Annotated in this window: 12 protein-coding genes; 9 read left to right on the plus strand and 3 right to left on the minus strand. The window is 44.2% G+C overall.

The window, feature by feature from the left end; all coding sequences use genetic code 11:
• The first annotated feature begins 23 nt into the window (after positions 1-23).
• The 4 genes from ABDK00_RS11420 to ABDK00_RS11435 all read left to right on the plus strand — a co-directional run bounded on the left by ABDK00_RS11420 (position 24) and on the right by ABDK00_RS11435 (position 3833).
• Positions 24-443 carry a DUF4293 domain-containing protein gene (locus ABDK00_RS11420; protein WP_346237272.1) on the plus strand — a complete coding sequence of 140 codons (420 nt, stop codon included), beginning with the start codon at positions 24-26 and terminating at the stop codon, positions 441-443.
• 101 nt (positions 444-544) lie between these two features.
• Positions 545-1423, plus strand: a complete 879-nt coding sequence (locus ABDK00_RS11425; protein WP_346237271.1) for a carbon-nitrogen hydrolase — start codon at positions 545-547, stop codon at positions 1421-1423.
• A gap of 88 nt (positions 1424-1511) precedes the next feature.
• A complete protein-coding gene (locus tag ABDK00_RS11430) occupies positions 1512-2597 on the plus strand; it encodes an agmatine deiminase family protein (RefSeq protein ID WP_346237270.1) in 1086 nt (361 codons plus the stop codon).
• 159 nt (positions 2598-2756) lie between these two features.
• Complete coding sequence (locus tag ABDK00_RS11435) at positions 2757-3833, plus strand: mechanosensitive ion channel family protein (RefSeq protein WP_346237269.1); 1077 nt, start codon at positions 2757-2759, stop codon at positions 3831-3833.
• Positions 3834-3835: 2 nt separating this feature from the next.
• On the opposite strand, the gene ABDK00_RS11440 is transcribed toward ABDK00_RS11435, so the two are convergent.
• The 3 genes from ABDK00_RS11440 to uvrA form a co-directional block, all read right to left on the minus strand.
• Positions 3836-4420 (minus strand): alpha-ketoglutarate-dependent dioxygenase AlkB, encoded by a 585-nt coding sequence (locus ABDK00_RS11440; protein ID WP_346237268.1) that lies wholly within the window; start codon positions 4418-4420, stop codon positions 3836-3838.
• On the minus strand, positions 4407-5459 hold the full coding sequence (locus ABDK00_RS11445) for a methylated-DNA--[protein]-cysteine S-methyltransferase (RefSeq protein WP_346237267.1): 1053 nt from the start codon (positions 5457-5459) through the stop codon (positions 4407-4409). The genes ABDK00_RS11440 and ABDK00_RS11445 overlap by 14 nt, the downstream gene beginning before the upstream one ends.
• An 81-nt stretch (positions 5460-5540) precedes the next feature.
• Positions 5541-8366 (minus strand): excinuclease ABC subunit UvrA, encoded by a 2826-nt coding sequence (gene uvrA / locus ABDK00_RS11450; protein WP_346237266.1) that lies wholly within the window; start codon positions 8364-8366, stop codon positions 5541-5543.
• Between the two features lie 281 nt (positions 8367-8647).
• On the opposite strand from uvrA, the gene ABDK00_RS11455 reads away from it, so the two are divergent.
• The 5 genes from ABDK00_RS11455 (at position 8648) to ABDK00_RS11475 (ending at position 17790) form a co-directional block, all read left to right on the plus strand.
• Complete coding sequence (locus ABDK00_RS11455; protein WP_346237265.1) at positions 8648-9217, plus strand: RNA polymerase sigma factor; 570 nt, start codon at positions 8648-8650, stop codon at positions 9215-9217.
• Between the two features lie 392 nt (positions 9218-9609).
• Positions 9610-12750: a SusC/RagA family TonB-linked outer membrane protein gene (locus tag ABDK00_RS11460; RefSeq protein WP_346237264.1), complete on the plus strand. Its 3141-nt coding sequence runs from the start codon at positions 9610-9612 to the stop codon at positions 12748-12750.
• Between the two features lie 57 nt (positions 12751-12807).
• Positions 12808-14685: a RagB/SusD family nutrient uptake outer membrane protein gene (locus ABDK00_RS11465; protein WP_346237263.1), complete on the plus strand. Its 1878-nt coding sequence runs from the start codon at positions 12808-12810 to the stop codon at positions 14683-14685.
• A 228-nt stretch (positions 14686-14913) separates the two neighbouring features.
• The gene (locus tag ABDK00_RS11470; protein ID WP_346237262.1) at positions 14914-16335 is read left to right on the plus strand and encodes a Gfo/Idh/MocA family oxidoreductase; all 1422 of its coding nucleotides are present in this window, start codon (positions 14914-14916) and stop codon (positions 16333-16335) included.
• A 72-nt stretch (positions 16336-16407) separates the two neighbouring features.
• The gene (locus ABDK00_RS11475; RefSeq protein WP_346237261.1) at positions 16408-17790 is read left to right on the plus strand and encodes a putative oxidoreductase C-terminal domain-containing protein; all 1383 of its coding nucleotides are present in this window, start codon (positions 16408-16410) and stop codon (positions 17788-17790) included.
• Positions 17791-17877 lie beyond the last annotated feature (87 nt).

Raw genomic sequence — 17877 nt, forward strand, 5'->3', positions numbered from 1 at the left:
AAATCGATTCAACTAAAACAAACATGATTCAAAGAAAACAAACACTTTGGTTGCTGCTTTCTGCTATCAGCAGCGGGCTAACATTCAAATTCCCGTTCTATAGCGGCGTGGTGGCGCCCGGTGTAACCAACGTAACAGGGCGCGAGTTGTCCGCAGTAGATAATATACCTTTAATATTGCTTACGGCAGTAATTACGATCTTATCGTTAGCCACCATCTTTTTGTTTAAAGACAGGAGCAGGCAATTATTGTTTTGTGTGCTTGGCGTTATAGGTTCCATTGGACTTATTGCACTTTACTGGATGTATAGCAGAGGGTTTACCACCGGCAATTTCGCATTAACGGCGTTGCTATCGCTGCTGACGGTAATTGGCTTTTTCTTTGCCATCGGGGGGATCAGGAAAGATCAAAAACTGATCAAAGACCTGAACCGGCTGAGATAGACTAACAATTTGTTATTTTAAAAATGCGAAGCAAAATTAGCTTCGCATTTTTCGTATAAGCCTCGCTTTTAAAGTACCTTTGCGCCTTTATACCCAACGTTATGTCAAAAGTAAAAATAGGAATGGTGCAAATGAGTTGTTCCGATAATAAAAAGGACAATCTTGATAAAGCCATCCAAAAAATAAAAGAAGCCGCCGCACAGGGCGCTCAAATTGTTTGCCTGCAGGAATTATTTACTTCTTTATACTTCTGTGATATTGAAAGCTACGACAATTTCAAACTTGCTGAACCCATTCCCGGTCCATCAACTGATGCCTTACAGCAGGTAGCGAAAGAAACTGGTGTGGTAATCATTGCCTCTCTTTTTGAAAAAAGAGCCGAAGGCTTGTATCACAATACCACGGCGGTTTTAGATGCCGACGGCGCTTATTTGGGTAAGTACCGAAAAATGCACATACCCGACGACCCGGCCTACTACGAAAAATTTTATTTCACGCCCGGCGATCTGGGCTACAAGGTATTTAAAACCAAATTTGCTACCATTGGCGTTCTCATTTGCTGGGACCAATGGTATCCTGAGGCAGCTCGCATTACGTCCTTAATGGGCGCCGAAATCCTGTTTTACCCCACTGCCATTGGATGGGCAACCGACCAGGACGAAGAGACCAATAAAGATCAATACGAGGCCTGGCAAACCATTCAGCGATCTCATGCTGTGGCCAATGGCATTCCGGTGGTGAGTGTTAACCGCGTGGGTTTTGAGCAGGACGGCGCCATGAAATTCTGGGGTGGAAGTTTTGCAACAAACGGGCAGGGTAAAATTCTTTACCTGGCTTCTCACGAAAAAGAAGAAACAAAAGTGGTGGAGCTGAATCTTAAAGAGGCCGACAGCTTCAGAATGCACTGGCCTTTTTTAAGAGACCGGCGCATCGATTCTTACCAGCCGATAACGCGGCGGTTTATCGACGCGGAGCAATAGCTTTCTTTTACGCATAAGTTTCAAAAAATTTAAGCCATAGCCTCGCTTTCGGCGAAGCGTTTATGTGGCAATTAAACCCTAATTATAAATGTTGAATTCCAATTCATTAACTGCAAACCTTTCTGAAAACCAGGCTTTTCCCGCCGCCTCAGGATATTTTTTCCCTGCGGAATGGCACCCCCACGAGGCCACCTGGCTAAGCTGGCCTCATAAGGAAGCTTCATGGCCGGGAAAGCTTCAAACCATTTATCCCTATTACGCTCATTTTATCAAAGAACTCGCCAAAGGCGAAATTGTGAGAATCAATGTAGAAGACGATAAAATGAAATCCTTTGCGCTGAAACACTTGCAAAAACAGGGCGCAGACCTGACGCGTATAGCGTTCTATTTTCATGAAACAAACGACGCCTGGTGCCGCGATCATGGGCCGGCATTCCTCATCAATCCTGCGGCCCAAGACCACAAAAAGGTCGTGGTAGACTGGGGCTATAATGCTTGGGGTGATAAATATCCTCCCTACGATTTAGATGATATTATCCCAACAAAGATTGCTCAAAAATTGGGCTTGCCGGTTTTTAATCCCGGCATTGTAATGGAAGGCGGCTCCGTTGAATTTAATGGCGCCGGCACCATTCTCACCTCAAAAGCCTGCCTGTTAAATGAGAATCGAAACCCCCATTTAAACCAGCAGCAAATCGAAGAATATCTTTATAACTACTACGGGGCTAAGCAAGTGCTGTGGGTGGACGACGGCATCGTCGGGGACGACACAGACGGCCATATAGACGACACCGTTCGCTTTGTAAATGAGGACACCGTGCTCACTGTAGTTGAAGAAAACAAAAATGATGACAATTATGGGCTGTTGCAATCCAACCTGAAACAACTGCAACAAATGCGCCTTTTAAATGGGAAGCAACTCAATATTGTGGAGTTGCCGATGCCTGATGCAGTGGTGTTCGAAGGGCAACGCCTGCCTGCCTCTTATGCTAATTTTTACATCTCTAACCGATCTGTGATTGTGCCTACTTATAGATGCAGCAAAGATGACCAGGCTTTAAAAATTATACAGGAACAATTTAAAGATAGAAGCGTAATCGGCATCGACTCTACTGAAATTATTTGGGGGCTGGGCAGCTTTCACTGCCTGAGCCAACAGGAGCCCGCGGTATAACCCGCTGATTTTTTTAAGAAAGGCCGAAGTCACTATCGGCCTTTTGTCTTTGTAGCCCGTTCCCTAAAATTTAATACTGCTGGCCATTTGCCTGTTTAAAAAAAAATAGTTATTATGCCAGCTTCGTTTAACAGACCCTTTAATCTAAAATTTTAAAAAATGAATGATTTTTTGAGCACGGAATTTCTTGGCAACCCTGTATCAAGCTGGCTCCTTGTCATCGGCGGTATCCTGGTTGGCTTTGCGCTCCTTAAGCTTACGAAAGTGTTAGTGTTGAGAAGGCTGCGGAAATTTTCGTTAAAAACCAAGACCACTATCGATGATTTTCTGCTAAAGATCATTGAAAAAGCCCTGGTGCCGGTTTTATATTTTGTTATCATTTATGCAGGATTGCAATATCTCGAACTTTCAGAAAAAGCAACCGACATCGCCAAAGTGGCCATGCTTTTCATTTGTACGTTCTTTGCGCTTCGTTTCATTAATGCAGTGATCGAATATGCGATATTAAATGTATTGAAGCAGCAGGACGACGGCGAGGCTAAACAAAAACAGGCAAAAGGTTTGCTGGTGATTGTGAAAGTAATTGTATGGTTGTTTGGTATTGTTTTTTTACTCGACAATTTTGGCTACAACATCACAACCATTGTGGCCGGACTGGGTATTGGAGGTATTGCGATTGCCCTGGCCGCGCAAACCGTATTGGGCGACCTTTTCAGCTATTTCTCCATTTTATTCGACCGGCCTTTCGAGATCGGCGATTTTATTATTGTAGATGACAAACTGGGCGTGGTGGAATATATCGGTATTAAAACCACTCGTTTAAAAAGCATTGAAGGAGATCAGCTAGTTTGCTCAAACAAGGACCTGACCGATTCGCGCATTCACAATTTTAAAAGAATGGAAAGACGGCGCGTCGTTTTTTCAATCGGCGTGACTTACGGTACATCGCCCCAGGTACTTGAAGCTATTCCCAATATGGTGAAAGCAATAATCGAGAAAGATGAAAACCTGGTTTTTGATCGCGGGCATTTTACCACTTTTGGCGATTTTAGCCTGAACTTTGAGTTCGTCTATTTTATTCTCACCTCCGATTTTAACGCTCACCGCGACGCGCAGCAACGCATTTTTTATGAGATCTATCGGGAATTTGAAGCGAAAGGTATTGAATTTGCGTTCCCAACTCAAACCCTTTTCGTCAACCAGGAAGGCGACCCGGAGAAAGCGAAGCTCAATTAAAATTAGTAGACAATAGTTCTGAACGTAAGGTTGATACGCGGTGTATCAACCTTTTTTGTGGGCGGCAACCGGTGAAGCCAATGCGTTTGGCAAGCGCCTTTCATGACCAGCAAACTTCCGGTTTCCAACAATGTTGAAACAACGGTTTTGCTGGCTTTGTGTTTAAAAGAAAATTTGCGGGCAGCGCCGAAACTCATCGAGGCGATGGCGCCATTCCTTTTCAAATCCTTTTCTGCGTCGCTGTGCCAGGCCATGCCCTCGGAACCATCATGATATAAATTGAGCAGGCATGAATTAAAGCGATCGCCTGTAAGCCGTTCTGCGCTTGCTTTTAAATCGAGCAACGCATCGGTCCACAACAAAGCAGTTTTCGTAATTCCTGAATACTTATATTCAAACCGGTCGTCGGCATACCAAGCTACTTTTCTTTTGGTAATGATGCGCTTGCCAAAAATAATGGCCTCGTCGTTGCGCCAGTCGATTGTGGCCAAAAGTGTGTTGTAGAAATGATTAGCTTCCTCTTCGCTAAAAACCTGGCCGTAATAAAGGGCCTGCCCGTCAAAAGGCAACACATCAACGGGCTTCATGCAGTATTTTTTTTTCCAGGTCTAATAAATATTTTTTTCGCCACAACCCGCCTGCATACCCCGTCATCGAGCCATCGCTTCCAATAACGCGGTGACAGGGAATGATAATGGCTATGCGATTCCGGCCGTTGGCATTGGCCACGGCGCGCACGTTGCCAGGCTTGTTGATTGTCAAAGCCTGTTCTTTATATGATCTTGTTTGCCCGTAAGGTATAGCCCGAAGCGCCTCCCACACATCTTTTTGAAACGCCGTTCCGACGGGAAAAATCGGTACCGTAAAGCCGCGCAGCGCGCCCTCAAAATAGCTTTTCAATTCCACCTCCAATTGCTGAAAATGCTCACTCTCCCCGGCAACGATCCTTGCTTTCATCAGATCGGACAAGCCGTTAAGCTTTTCTTCTAGATGTTGCCGGTCAGCAAATTCGAGCAGGCAAATCCCCTCGTCAACCGCGCAGGCTACCAACATTCCCAGCGGTGTTTCAATCTTTTTGGAATAGATTATCCTTCGGTCCTTTCCGTTTTTTGGCGACACGCCAAAAGCATTTTTAAAAGAATCGCCGAAGCCGCTCAACGACTCAAAACCCGTATCAAACGCTGTTGTGGTAACGCTTTCACCGCTTTTAAGTTTTTTGGCGGCTGCGCCCATCCGCATCATACGTTGATAGGCCTGAAACGTAATGCCATATTGTTTTAAAAACCAGCGGCGCAACCGGCTCGGTTCAATTCCCCTTTCACTGAGCTGCGCATCTTTTATCTTTTCAAAGGGATCATCCTGTAGCTGCTGCAAAATTTCTTTGATGGGCTTTGGGATATCATTCAGCGTAGACAACGGTTTACATACCAGGCAGGGCCGGAAACCATTCGTTAAGCATTCTTTCGACGTATCGAAGAAGATAACATTTTCCTTTTTGGGCTTTTTAGCCGTGCAGGACAGGCGGCAAAAGATACCGGTTGTTTTTACCGCTACAAAAAAACGTCCTTCAAACGCAGTATCTTTTGTGATGAAGGCGTTGTACATGATATCATCAGTTAAAATCATATAACAAAACTAAGCCGTTGCGCCAGCAAAAAACAACCGAAAACTGAACAAGGAATTTTAAGTCAAAAAATTATTTCCGTGTTACAAAAAATTACCAGTATGGCTTTCTTTTACCTTTTTTATATCGAAAGGCTTTCCAGCAAAAACCAGCGCTCCTCCCCGATCACCCGCATCCGGCCCCAGCTCTATCAGCCAGTCAGCGCTCCTGATGACGTCGGTATTGTGTTCAATAACCAACACAGAATGCCCCTGTTCTATCAGTGCATTGAAAGAAGCCAGCAGTTTTTTTATATCATGAAAATGAAGGCCCGTGGTCGGTTCATCAAAAATAAACAACACTTTATTCGCGCTACGCCCCTTCCCCAAGAAAGAGGCAAGTTTAACCCGTTGCGCTTCTCCTCCTGAAAGCGTATCGGAAGACTGCCCCAACTTAACATATCCTAAGCCTACGTCAGACAATGGTTGTATCGCGGCTGACAATTTCTTTTCTTCGGCAAAGAAGTCAATGGCTTCGTCAACGCTCATCTCCAACACATCATAAATATTTTTGTCTTTATAAGTCACCTCCAGAATTTCCTCTTTAAACCTTTTGCCACCGCAGCTTTCACAGACCAGATGCACATCGGCCAGGAACTGCATTTCAACCACTTGTTCCCCTTCTCCTTTGCAGGTATCGCAGCGGCCTCCGTCGACATTAAAAGAAAAATGTTTGGGCTGGAAACCCCGCATTTTACTCAACGGCCTTTTTGCAAACAGGTCGCGGATCTCATCATAGGCTTTAATATACGTAACCGGATTGCTGCGCGATGATTTACCGATCGGATTTTGATCCACCATTTCAATCTGCTGAATGCTTTCTATATCGCCGGTGATGGCTTTATGAAAGCCGACTTTCTCACCGCTGAATTCGCCTTTTATTTTCTGAAGACCGGGATATAAAATTTGCTTCACGAGTGTCGTTTTGCCACTACCGCTTACGCCACTCACCACGCACAAAACATTTAAAGGAAACTCAACCGTAATATCCTTTAAGTTATGGTGCCGCGCTCCTTCTACCCGTATGGAGCGGTTCCATTTGCGAACCGATTTGGGCGGCGCGATTGAAAACGTTCCGCTCAAATATTTACCGGTCAGGCTATCAGGGTTTTTTATCAATGTTTTAAAATCGCCTGCTGCGACCACTTCGCCTCCCAGATGCGAAGCCAAAGGCCCCATATCGATAATATGATCAGCGTGATGCATAACCATTTCGTCGTGCTCAACAACAATAACAGTATTGTTGAGATCTCTTAACTCTTTTAAAACTTTAATCAGATTATCGGTGTCGCGGGAATGAAGCCCGATCGATGGCTCATCCAAAATATACAATGAGTTGGTGAGGTTGCTACCCAAACTGCGCGTGAGCTGAATACGCTGGCTCTCGCCACCGCTAAGCGTGTTGGCAACGCGGTTGAGCGTTAAATAGCCAAGCCCCACTTTCAATAAGGTATCTAGCCGGTTATTGATTTCTATTAAAATCCGTTTGGCCACTTCTTTTTGATGTTCGGAAAGCTTTAGTTGGTTGAACCATTTTTTCAAATCGCGCGCCGGCATTTCGCAAAGCTCGCCGATATGCTTTTTTCCCACCTGAACATATAAAGCTTCCGGCCTTAACCGATAACCGTTGCAATCGGGACAGGTGGTGCGCCCGCGATAACGGCTTAGCAACACGCGGTACTGAACCTTATAAAGATTCTGCTCCACTTCTTTGAAAAAATCGTTGATGCCACCCGGCGTTCGCCATAAATAATTGTATTGATCTTTGGTAAGATCAGCAACCGGTTTATGAACCGGAAAGTCGCTTTTTGCCGCCGACCTGATAAAATGGTCTTTCCATTTTCCCAACTTTTCCCCTTTCCAGGGCGCTACCGCGCCTTCATAAACGCTTAATCTTTTATCGGGAATAACGAGGTCTGCATCAATGCCCAACACCAGGCTAAAACCTTCGCAGGTGGGGCACGCACCCAGCGGATTATTAAAGGAAAAAAGATTGGGCTGCGGTTCTTCAAATACCATTCCGTCCAGCTCGAAGCGGTTGTTGAAGTTGAGTAATTTTTTTTGTCCGCTGGCTTGAACAGCTTCTACATATAAATCGCCTTCGCCCTCATAAAAAGCGGTGCCAATGGAATCGGCCAGGCGGTGCATATCATCTTCATCAAAATCTTTCGCAACAATGCGATCGATAAGAATATATAACGAAGCTTTTTTTTGTTTAGAGGATTGAAATTCTTTGGCTAAAGCATCGTCATCCAGTTCCAGCAGGTCTTCGATCCTTTTGATGGCCATCCCCTCTTCCGAGCCTTTCACATCAATAGCCACCCTACTGAAACCTTTTTGCATCAAAATATTTAATTCTTCTTTTACATCACGGTTTTTATGCTGGCGAAATTGCACCAAAATAAAAATCTTCGTTTCTTCAGGCTGAGTTTTGATAGCTTCAATCACATCCGCCACATCATCCTTTTTCACTTCTTTACCGGATATGGGCGAAATGGTTACACCGGCCCTGGCAAAGAGCAACCGGAGATAATCGTAAATTTCGGTCATCGTTCCCACCGTACTCCGTGGCGTTCGCGTGATCACCTTTTGCTCAATAGCAATCGCCGGGCACAACCCTTTTATATAATCAACATCGGGCTTATTCATCCTGTTTAAAAACTGGCGCGCATAGGCGCTCAAACTTTCGGCATAGCGGCGCTGGCCCTCTGCGTATAAAGTGTCGATGGTTAAAGAAGATTTTCCCGAACCAGACACGCCTGTCACTACGATTAATTTATTGCGGGGGAAGGCTACTGTTACGTTTTTCAGATTGTGAACGCGCGCGCCCTGAATCAATATTTCCTCTTTTACTTTCTTCTTAACGGCCATGGATTAGAATTGCTTTTGATGCTTACAAATGTAGCGGCAATTTTGTTTAAAGCCGGCCGCTTCGGGGTAGTAATCGTAAATAATTATGAACAGCCGCATTTTCGCTATTGCACAAAAATGCATGATTGATTTTCAATAAGTTAAATTAAAACAAATGTAATTTTAACAATTTTTTTAACACTTTTGGGCAATTTTTTGTGTGATTTGCGTAGCCCTGTTTAAATCAGATTTCGAGACATGTCAAAAAGTAGAGAAACTGACTATTTTAATTTCTAAAAGTAATGACCACTGATATAAAAAAAAGCGATAACGAGCTTATTCAGTTATTTACAAGTGGTAACGAATCGGCACTCGATTCATTGCTTGAAAGATATAAGGATAAGCTGTTTAATACCATCCTTTTTATTGTGAAGGATAAGTACCATGCTGAAGATATTTCTCAGGATGTTTTCATTAAAATTATAGAGACGCTCAAAAGCGGGAAATACAAGGAAGAGGGGAAATTTTTACCCTGGGCGATGCGCATTGCCCACAATCTTTGTGTCGATTATTTCAGAAAATTGAAACGCTTTCCTTTTGTGAAGGGAAGTACTGATAACGAGGTATTAGACACGATTAATTGCACCGATCAAAACGCGGAAGATAAGATTATCAAGGTGCAGAGCATGGGTAAAGCAAAAGACCTTCTGGAGCAATTGCCTGATGAGCAGCGGGAAGTCATTATTCTGCGTCATTTTGCCAACCTGTCTTTTAAAGAAATTGCAGACATGACGGGATGCAGTATTAACACTGCCCTGGGCCGGATGCGCTACGGATTAATGAACCTCAGAAAATTGATGACCGGAAAATAGTAGCAGGATTTAACCTTTTCGATAAAACATTTTTCCTGTTAAATCGTTTATAGTTTATTATATTGTCCTTTGACAATTTAAAGATACTGTCATCTTGTGTTTCCGATAGGATATAAGATGTTCGCTAAAAATTTTATCGAATTATTCTTGCCGAAGCCCACCGGTTTACACAAGATGACGACAAATTAAGCCGTTCCTTCCCGAACGGCTTTTTGCTTGCCCCGAAAATCTATTTCAAACGTTGTAATTGCTTTTTTCAGATTTTTTTTCTCTAAATGGAGTATCTTAGGAATACGATTGCAAAAGGAATGCGCACAAACCATGCTTCCTCAGCATTTTCTGTTTATTGAACTTCTAAAAACCAACGTTTAACGATTAAAAGCCCATTTTGTATGAGAAAAATCAAGCCTTTAGTTTGGTGTAGCAAAGTCGTGTTTGCCTGTAATATGATGCTATGCCTGTTCGTCTCCTTGTCCGCGGCCGCCCAGGAAAGAACGGTTTCGGGAAAAGTGACAGACGACAAACAACAACCGATGAGTGGTGTGAGCGTCATGATCAAAGGCTCCACCAGCGGCACGGTAACGAGCGATGCAGGCACTTACCGGCTCAGCAGCGTTCCTGAAAACGCTGTTTTAGTATTTAGTTATTCGGGCTATACCGATCAGGAAGTGCCGGTGGGTAGCCAAGCTACGATCGACATTACCATGACGACCATGGCCACGGACTTAAACGATGTGGTTGTAATCGGCTATGGAACAGCCCGGAGAAAAGATCTTACGGGTGCGGTCGCCTCTGTGCAAGCCACAAAATTGGAGCGAGAAGCGCCACGCTCTATTCAAGATCTCTTGCGAGCAAACGCCGCCGGCCTCGTAATTGGCCAAGGAAACTCAGCGAAAGCCGATGCCAGTCTGCTTGTTAGAGGAGTTGGGACGCTAAAAGCAGGAAGTAGTCCACTTATGGTAGTCGATGGGGTTATTTTTTACGGAGCTTTAAGCGACATCAACCCCAATGATGTGCAATCGGTTGACATCCTCAAAGACGCAAGTGCTACAGCGGTATATGGTGCAATGGCGGCTAATGGTGTTGTCCTAATTACAACTAAAAAAGGTGTTACTGGGAAACCTCGAATTACATTCAATGGTAATGTGGGTTTTGCAGAGAACGCTGGAATGCCACGCGTCATGAACGGCGAGGAATTCCTGGCATGGCGCTATGATTACGAAGTGGGACGAAGAACACAGGCCTACCTGGATCAGTATCCGGAAATGTTCGTGGATCCTCGTAAATTGAGCGGCGTTAACCAACTCGACTGGTATAATTACGATCAATCCACTCCTGTAACATCTGTGACCGATGAACAACTCATCAGGATCTGGTTAACTCGCTTAGAATTAAAAGTACCGGAAATAGACAATTACCTGATTAATAAAACAACTGATTGGCAAGACCTTGTTTTTCAGCGCGCTTTTCAACAAGATTATACAGCTGCCGTCTCCAACAGAAACGAAAGTTCAAATTATTATTTATCCCTAAATTATGTAAATAGAGAGGGCATTATTGTTGGAGATCAATATACTAATTACCGCGTTCGGCTAAATTTAGAATCAAAAATTACACCATTTCTAAAGGTTGGCGCCAATTCCAATTTCGCAATCAGAGATGAGGGCTTCCTGCAAGCAGATTGGGCTCAATCGGCGGTTATCTCTCCTTATGGATCTAACAATTTAGACGACCCTACCAGTATTTACAGAAGGTTCCCTACGGGCGACGTAACGCCGGTAAATCCCTTTCACGACAATCTTTACAGGGATCGAAAAGACATTTACAGCACTTTAAATTCAAGCCTCTATGGCATTGTAACGCTGCCTTTTGGTTTTGAGTTTCAAACTAACTTTACGCCGTCCTTTACCTGGCGCGAATATTATAATCACGAGTCGTCGAAGAATCCTCAATGGGCGGCCAATGGCGGCAGCAGCGAAAGAACATTTGAAAAAACGTATACATGGCTTTTGGATAATGTATTGCGCTGGAAGAAGCGGTTTGATGATCACAATTTCGAAGTCACCCTTTTGCAAAATGCCGAAAAGGGCCAATTCTGGAGAACCAAAGCAACAGCTTCAAACTACACTCCGAGCGATATCTTAGGCTGGCACCGTTTACAGGCGGGATCTGTTCCTCTAAATGAAAGCAATGACACTTATCGCACCGGCGACGCGTTGATGGGGCGCCTTTTCTATTCCTATAAAGATAAGTACATGCTCACCGGGTCCATCCGCCGGGATGGCTATTCAGCCTTTGGAGCGCAGAATCCCCGGGCCACATTTCCTGCCCTGGCTTTTGCCTGGGATTTTACAGAAGAAAAATTCATGAGCGGCACAACGAGCTGGCTGGATTATGGTAAACTACGGCTGTCCTGGGGTAAAAACGGCAACCGTGACATTGGCCAGTACGAAGCATTGTCAGACATGACTTCAGGTCTGCATCCCTATATCGACCAAAATGGGAATGTTTATTTATCCTCGCAGCTTTATGTTAACAGAATGGCGAATCTGGGCCTCCGGTGGGAAAGCAAATCCTCCTATAATGTGGGGTTAGATTTCTCTCTTTTCGGCAGCCGCCTAAGTGGCGCTATCGACGCCTATACTTCCACAACCATCGACTTGTTGGTGGACCGGGCGTTACCTGAAATTATCGGCTTTAACAGTGTCGCCGCCAACCTGGGTCAACTAAATAATAAAGGTTTTGAGGTTTCGTTTACTGGGGATATTATACAAAATAGAGACTACGGCTGGAATAGTAATATTATTTTCATGCTTAATAGAAGAAAGATAGTAAGTCTCTATGGAGACATGATTGACATCAAAGACGATCAGGGGAATGTCATTGGTCAAAAAGAAGCAGACGACATCAAAAACCGCTGGTTTATAGGGCGCGACCCCGACCAATATTGGGCTTACGAGCGCGTGGGTGTTTGGCAGCTTAATGAAGAGTCTGCGGCAGCCAAGTATGGAAACCAACCGGGCGATTTTAAATATAGGGATCAAAATGGAGATAGTTTAATGACGGACGCAGACCGGATCTTTCAAAATTATTCAACACCCCGTTTTCGCTGGTCCTGGAGGAATGATTTTTATTATAAAAGATTTAGCTTATCCTTTTTTATTTATTCAAATTGGGGACAATATGGCACGTTAAATAGAGCAGCAAACAGCAACAGTTTTCCGGATAGAACGACTGATTACTTTATGCCGCGATGGACACCAGAAACTCCAATTAACGACTATGCGAGGATTGGTTCGAAAAATTTAGGAGACAATTATGTAGATCGCTCGTTTATTAGATTAGATAATGTTGCCCTATCTTATTCTGTGCCACAATATCTTTTGAACAAAGCAAGCATTCAAAGTTTAAATATTTCGGTTTCCGTTAGAAATGCAGCGTATTGGGCGCCAAACTGGAAATTTGGCGATCCCGAATCAGGCGCCAATCCCACGCCGCGAACTTATAACCTCAGTCTTAATCTAACTCTTTAATTTAAGTACCCGAGCCTAATTGAAATCAAACTCAATTGGGCCGTAAAAAATACAGACATGAAACGAATCAATTTATATAAAAAATCAGCGATTGTGATGTTAGCCACCGTCACCTTAGTTGCCTGTAAAAAAGACTGGTTGACGCCCAAACCACTTTCCTTCTATGAACCTGGCGTGGCGCTTTCTGACGTCAACGGTATGTACTCAACATTAACCGCCTGCGAAAGAAATATGCGACACGAGTATTTCGGGGACGCAGCCCCTATTCTCACCGAAATAATACAGTCTGAAATTGCTGTAGAAGGCACGACCGACAAGGCCGGTCCGCAAATGGATATGGATATTGCCTTACTTCCTGATGCGGATTTAAACAACGTGAATACCACTAAAGTAGGATGGTATTGGTATGAAGGTTACAAGGGTGTAAAATACGCGAACACGGTCATTTCAAGAATAGATAATGCTACGTTTAAAGATGATAATGAAAAAAATGCGGTACTGGGTTCGGCCTATTTTCACAGGGCATACCGGTATTTTAAGCTGACGCATCAGTTTGGCAATGTTCCTTATTTAGATCAGGAAATCGAAGAACCTAAATACGATTTTTACTCCTATGACCGTTGGAGCATTCTCGAGAAAATGAAACAGGACCTGGAGTTTGCCTATCAATGGGTACCAGAAAAAGTCGATCGCGGCCGCACTTCAAAAGCCGCTTGTGGCGTACTATTGATGAAAGTATGCATGGCGCTTACAGATTTTGACCGTGCCATTCAGGTTGGTAAAGAAATCGTAGCGGCGCACCCACTAATGAAAGAGCGGTTCACCGCAAATCGAACCAAACCCAATACGAATCTAATGTTTGATTTGCACAGCGTTGAAGCAAAACTTGATATTTCGAACACTGAAGGCTTAATGTATGTGGTGTCTTATCCGGAGGTAGACGGGTCGGATCGCATTCAAACCATGCGCAACGCAGTTCCCTTCTGGAACAGTGGAAACGTGAAGACGCCTGATGGAAAGGCAGGAACCAGCGTACCCGTTGCCGCCGGCGAAACTGACCCGGAACTCGATCTCAACAGAACTTACGGTCGTGGTATCGGGCGTCTGCGCTCGACCTCCTATTTTACCAGTGCCATCTGGCGCGCCGATAAAGAGGCCAACGACATGAGAGGTATTTTCAACCATAATAGCTGGCGCAGAATGGAAGACCTGAGATATAACCATCCATCTTTAAAAACCGGCAATAGCCCCTGGTATGGAAAGAATTTAGTAAAACCACTCGCCATGAGCCCTGAAGATACTATACGCTGCTGGTATCCATGGCCTCACTTTAAAGTATTTGTTCCGGATCCACTACAAACACAATGGAATGGAGGAGAAACCCCTTGGTATATTTATCGCTCCGCGGAAGTGTACCTAATGATCGCTGAATGTTATTATTGGAAAAATGATCTGGCACAAGCTGCACTTAATCTTAACGAAGTGCGTACGAGAGCCGGAGCCAGTCCGCTCACGGCCGGCGACGTTAACATCGGCGAAATTCTTGATGAAAGAGCCCGTGAACTTTATTACGAAGAGAATAGGCATGTGGAGTTGGTGCGGATTGCCTATACCTACGCTAAAACCCAAAAACCTTGTGAAATTTTTGGCGGGCGTGTTTACAGTCTCGAAAATATCAGCGGCCCCGGAGGAACTAATTCTAATGTAAAACAAATGGGTGTCAATTTCTGGTACGATCGTGTGGTAAGCAAAAGCAATTTCTACAACAAGGGCGTAAAACATAAATGGGCAGAATACAAAGTCAGTGTTCATCATTTGCTATGGCCCGTTCCTGCTAATGCCATCAACACAAATATTAAAGGCGTTATCAATCAAAACATTGGTTATCCAGGCGCCGAACGAAACGTAACCCCCTTACAAGTTGGAGCAGAATGATCCGATTTATAAAATAAGGCCTCCGTTGAGGCCTTATTTTATAATCTCCAATTATTTCAAACGTTGTAATTTTTACAGGCTATTTATCTGTGGTTCAAAATATTTACCTTAGTCCTATCGTAACCTGTCGCCCTAAACGGATGCATGTATCTGATTGCCGCCCGACATTTTACGAAATGATTGCAGCTTTTCTAACAAATAATTTCTTGACGCTATAAACTTTAAAAAATGTCGCATTCAACAAAAGGCAGAAGAAAATTTTTAAAAAATTCTTTGGCGTTAAGCGCCGGTGGATTAATCCTTCACGGGGCGCCAACCATCGTTCCCTCAACCGTTTTTGGCAAAAATGCTCCCAGTAATAAAATCAATATTGGCCAAATCGGTTTTGGCCGTATTGCGATGACACACGACTTGCCCGAAACCATGAAAAATGAAGTGGCGCGGGTGATCGCCGTAGCCGACGTGGACAGGAACCGGATGCAGAAAGGAAAAACCTTCATTGAAGGTTATTACGCGAAAAAAACCGGGAAGGCCAACTATGTCGATGCGAAAACCTATGAAGACTACAAAGAACTGATCGCGAATAAAGATATTGACGCTGTTATTATCAGTACGCCCGATCATTGGCATGCGCAACCTGCGATGGAAGCCGCCCTCGCCAAAAAACATGTTTATCTGCAAAAGCCTACTTCGCTCACCATCGAGGAAGGACGCTCTATGAGCGATATCGTAAGGAAGATGGGGGTCACTTTTCAATTGGGTAGCCAGCAAAGATCCCGCGGCGGCGGCGTACAATTTCGCAAAGCCTGCGAACTCGTTCGGAATGGCAGAATCGGAAAATTAAAAGAAGTTCATGTCGGGCTACCGGCAGATCCATCGGGAGGCGTAACTACCGAAATGCCAATACCCGAAGGCCTCAACTATGATATGTGGCTGGGATCAACACCTTATATTTACTACACCCAGGATCGCGTTCATGATCAAAAAGAAATCAACGGGCCAAGGCCCGGCTGGTTAAGGTTAGAACAGTTTGGAGCTGGTATGATCACAGGCTGGGGTGTTCACCATATCGATATCGCACATTGGGGCATGAATACCGAACTTACCGGGCCCATTGAAATAACGGGCGCTGCCGAATTTCCCACTACCGGCCTTTGGAATGTGCATGGCGACTATAAAGTAGAAGCCAAATATGCCAATGGCGTTACGATGTTTGTGAACAGCGAAAACCCCAATGGCGTTAAGTTTGTCGGCGAAGATGGATGGATTTTCGTGACACGCGGCGCGGGGTCGGTAACCGGGTCAGATCCCACAACCGGTCAGCCGAAAGTCAACAAAGCATTCAATGCAAGCGATCCTGCTATACTGACTTCAGTGATCAAGCCTAATGAAATACATTTATACGACAGTCCGGAACAGCATCAAAACTGGCTCGAATGCATCCAAAATAAAAAAGAAACAATCAGCCCTGCTGAAGTGGCGCATCGCTCTTGCAGCGCCTGCCTTGTATCATTTGCGGCCATGAAAATGGGAACTAAACTTTATTGGGATCCCAAAAAAGAAATTTTTAAAGATAATATTGAAGCTAATAAATTATTAAGCAGGCCACAACGTTTCCCTTACGGAACAAATTATGTAAACCTGAAATAAGCTTGCATATAGGATCTGCCGAAACTTCAACGCCATCGCTGACGTTGTACGAAATCAATTAATAAATAAAAAATGATCAAAAAATTTCTTCCACTTTTAATATTACCATTGGTGATTGCCTGTAAAAACAATAGCAAACAGGAGGATAAGGCATCAGCCGTAACCTTTGTCACGCTTGATCCAGGGCATTTTCACGCCGCGCTGGTTCAAAAAACACAATTGCCGGGCGTCGATTCAAACGTGTATGTGTATGCTCCTGAAGGTGAAGACCTGCAACTCCATCTTAAAAGGATCGATGGTTTTAACAACCGGGCCGAAGACCCTACCCACTGGGATGAGCAGGTTTACACCGGGCCGGATTTCTTTCAAAAAATGATTGAAGAAAAAAAAGGAAATGTAGTTGTAATGGCCGGCAACAATCAAAAAAAGACGGAGTATATTTTCAAGACCGTAGACGCGGGCATGAATGTTTTAGCCGACAAGCCGATGGCTATCAATAAGGAAGGCTTCAATCTTTTAAAAGATGCGTTTGCCAAAGCGAAAGAAAAAAATGTATTGCTTTATGATATTATGACCGAAAGGTTTGAAATCAACACAATGCTGCAAAAGGAATTTTCTCAAATTGAATCCGTTTTTGGAACCTTGGAAAAGGGAACACCAGACAATCCGGCAGTTACCAAAGAAAGCGTGCATTATTTCTACAAATTTGTGTCGGGTAATATTTTGCAGCGTCCCTCCTGGTTTATGGATGTGACACAACAGGGGGAAGGCATTGTTGACGTCACCACACACCTTGTTGACCTGGTGCAGTGGGAATGTTTTCCCGGTGTCGCTTTAGATTACAATAAAGATGTGGAATTGGTTGCTGCCCGCCGTTGGCCCACAACGATGACCCTTAGCCAGTTTGGAGCGATTACGAAACAAACGGCCTTCCCCGAATACTTTAAAAACACAATGGCAAATGACAGCACATTGAATGTATTTAGCAATGGGGAAATCAATTATAAACTGCGCGGTGTTCACGCCAAAGTTTCTGTAACCTGGGGATATAAAGCGCCCGAAGGAACGGGCGACACGCACTACTCTATCATGAGAGGGACAAGAGCCAACCTTATTATCAGGCAGGGACAGGAAGAAGGATTCAAGCCGGTTCTCTATATTGAACCTGTAAAAAAAGACGATGCAACATTTGAACAAGCGTTAAAAACTGCTTTATCTCAACTGCAAAAAAAATATCCGGGCATCGACATCAAAAAATCTACAAACGGCTGGCAGGCGGTGATTCCTGAAAAATATAATACCGGCCACGAAGCACATTTCGGGCAAGTCACAGAAGCTTATTTAAAATACTTGAAAGAAGGAAAACTGCCCGACTGGGAAGTTCCGAATATGATCACGAAATACTATATCACCACTTCGGCGCTCGAAATGGCGAAGAAGAACGATGCACAATAATACTTGAAGCGAGCCATAAGGGTTTTGCATACCCAAAAGCATGATTATTTACTAAATCCCCTCCTCAGTCAGACGGGAATCTAGCCA

Origin of the sequence: Niabella insulisoli, from assembly GCF_039652435.2 — a bacterium.
Lineage (GTDB): Bacteria > Bacteroidota > Bacteroidia > Chitinophagales > Chitinophagaceae > Niabella > Niabella insulamsoli.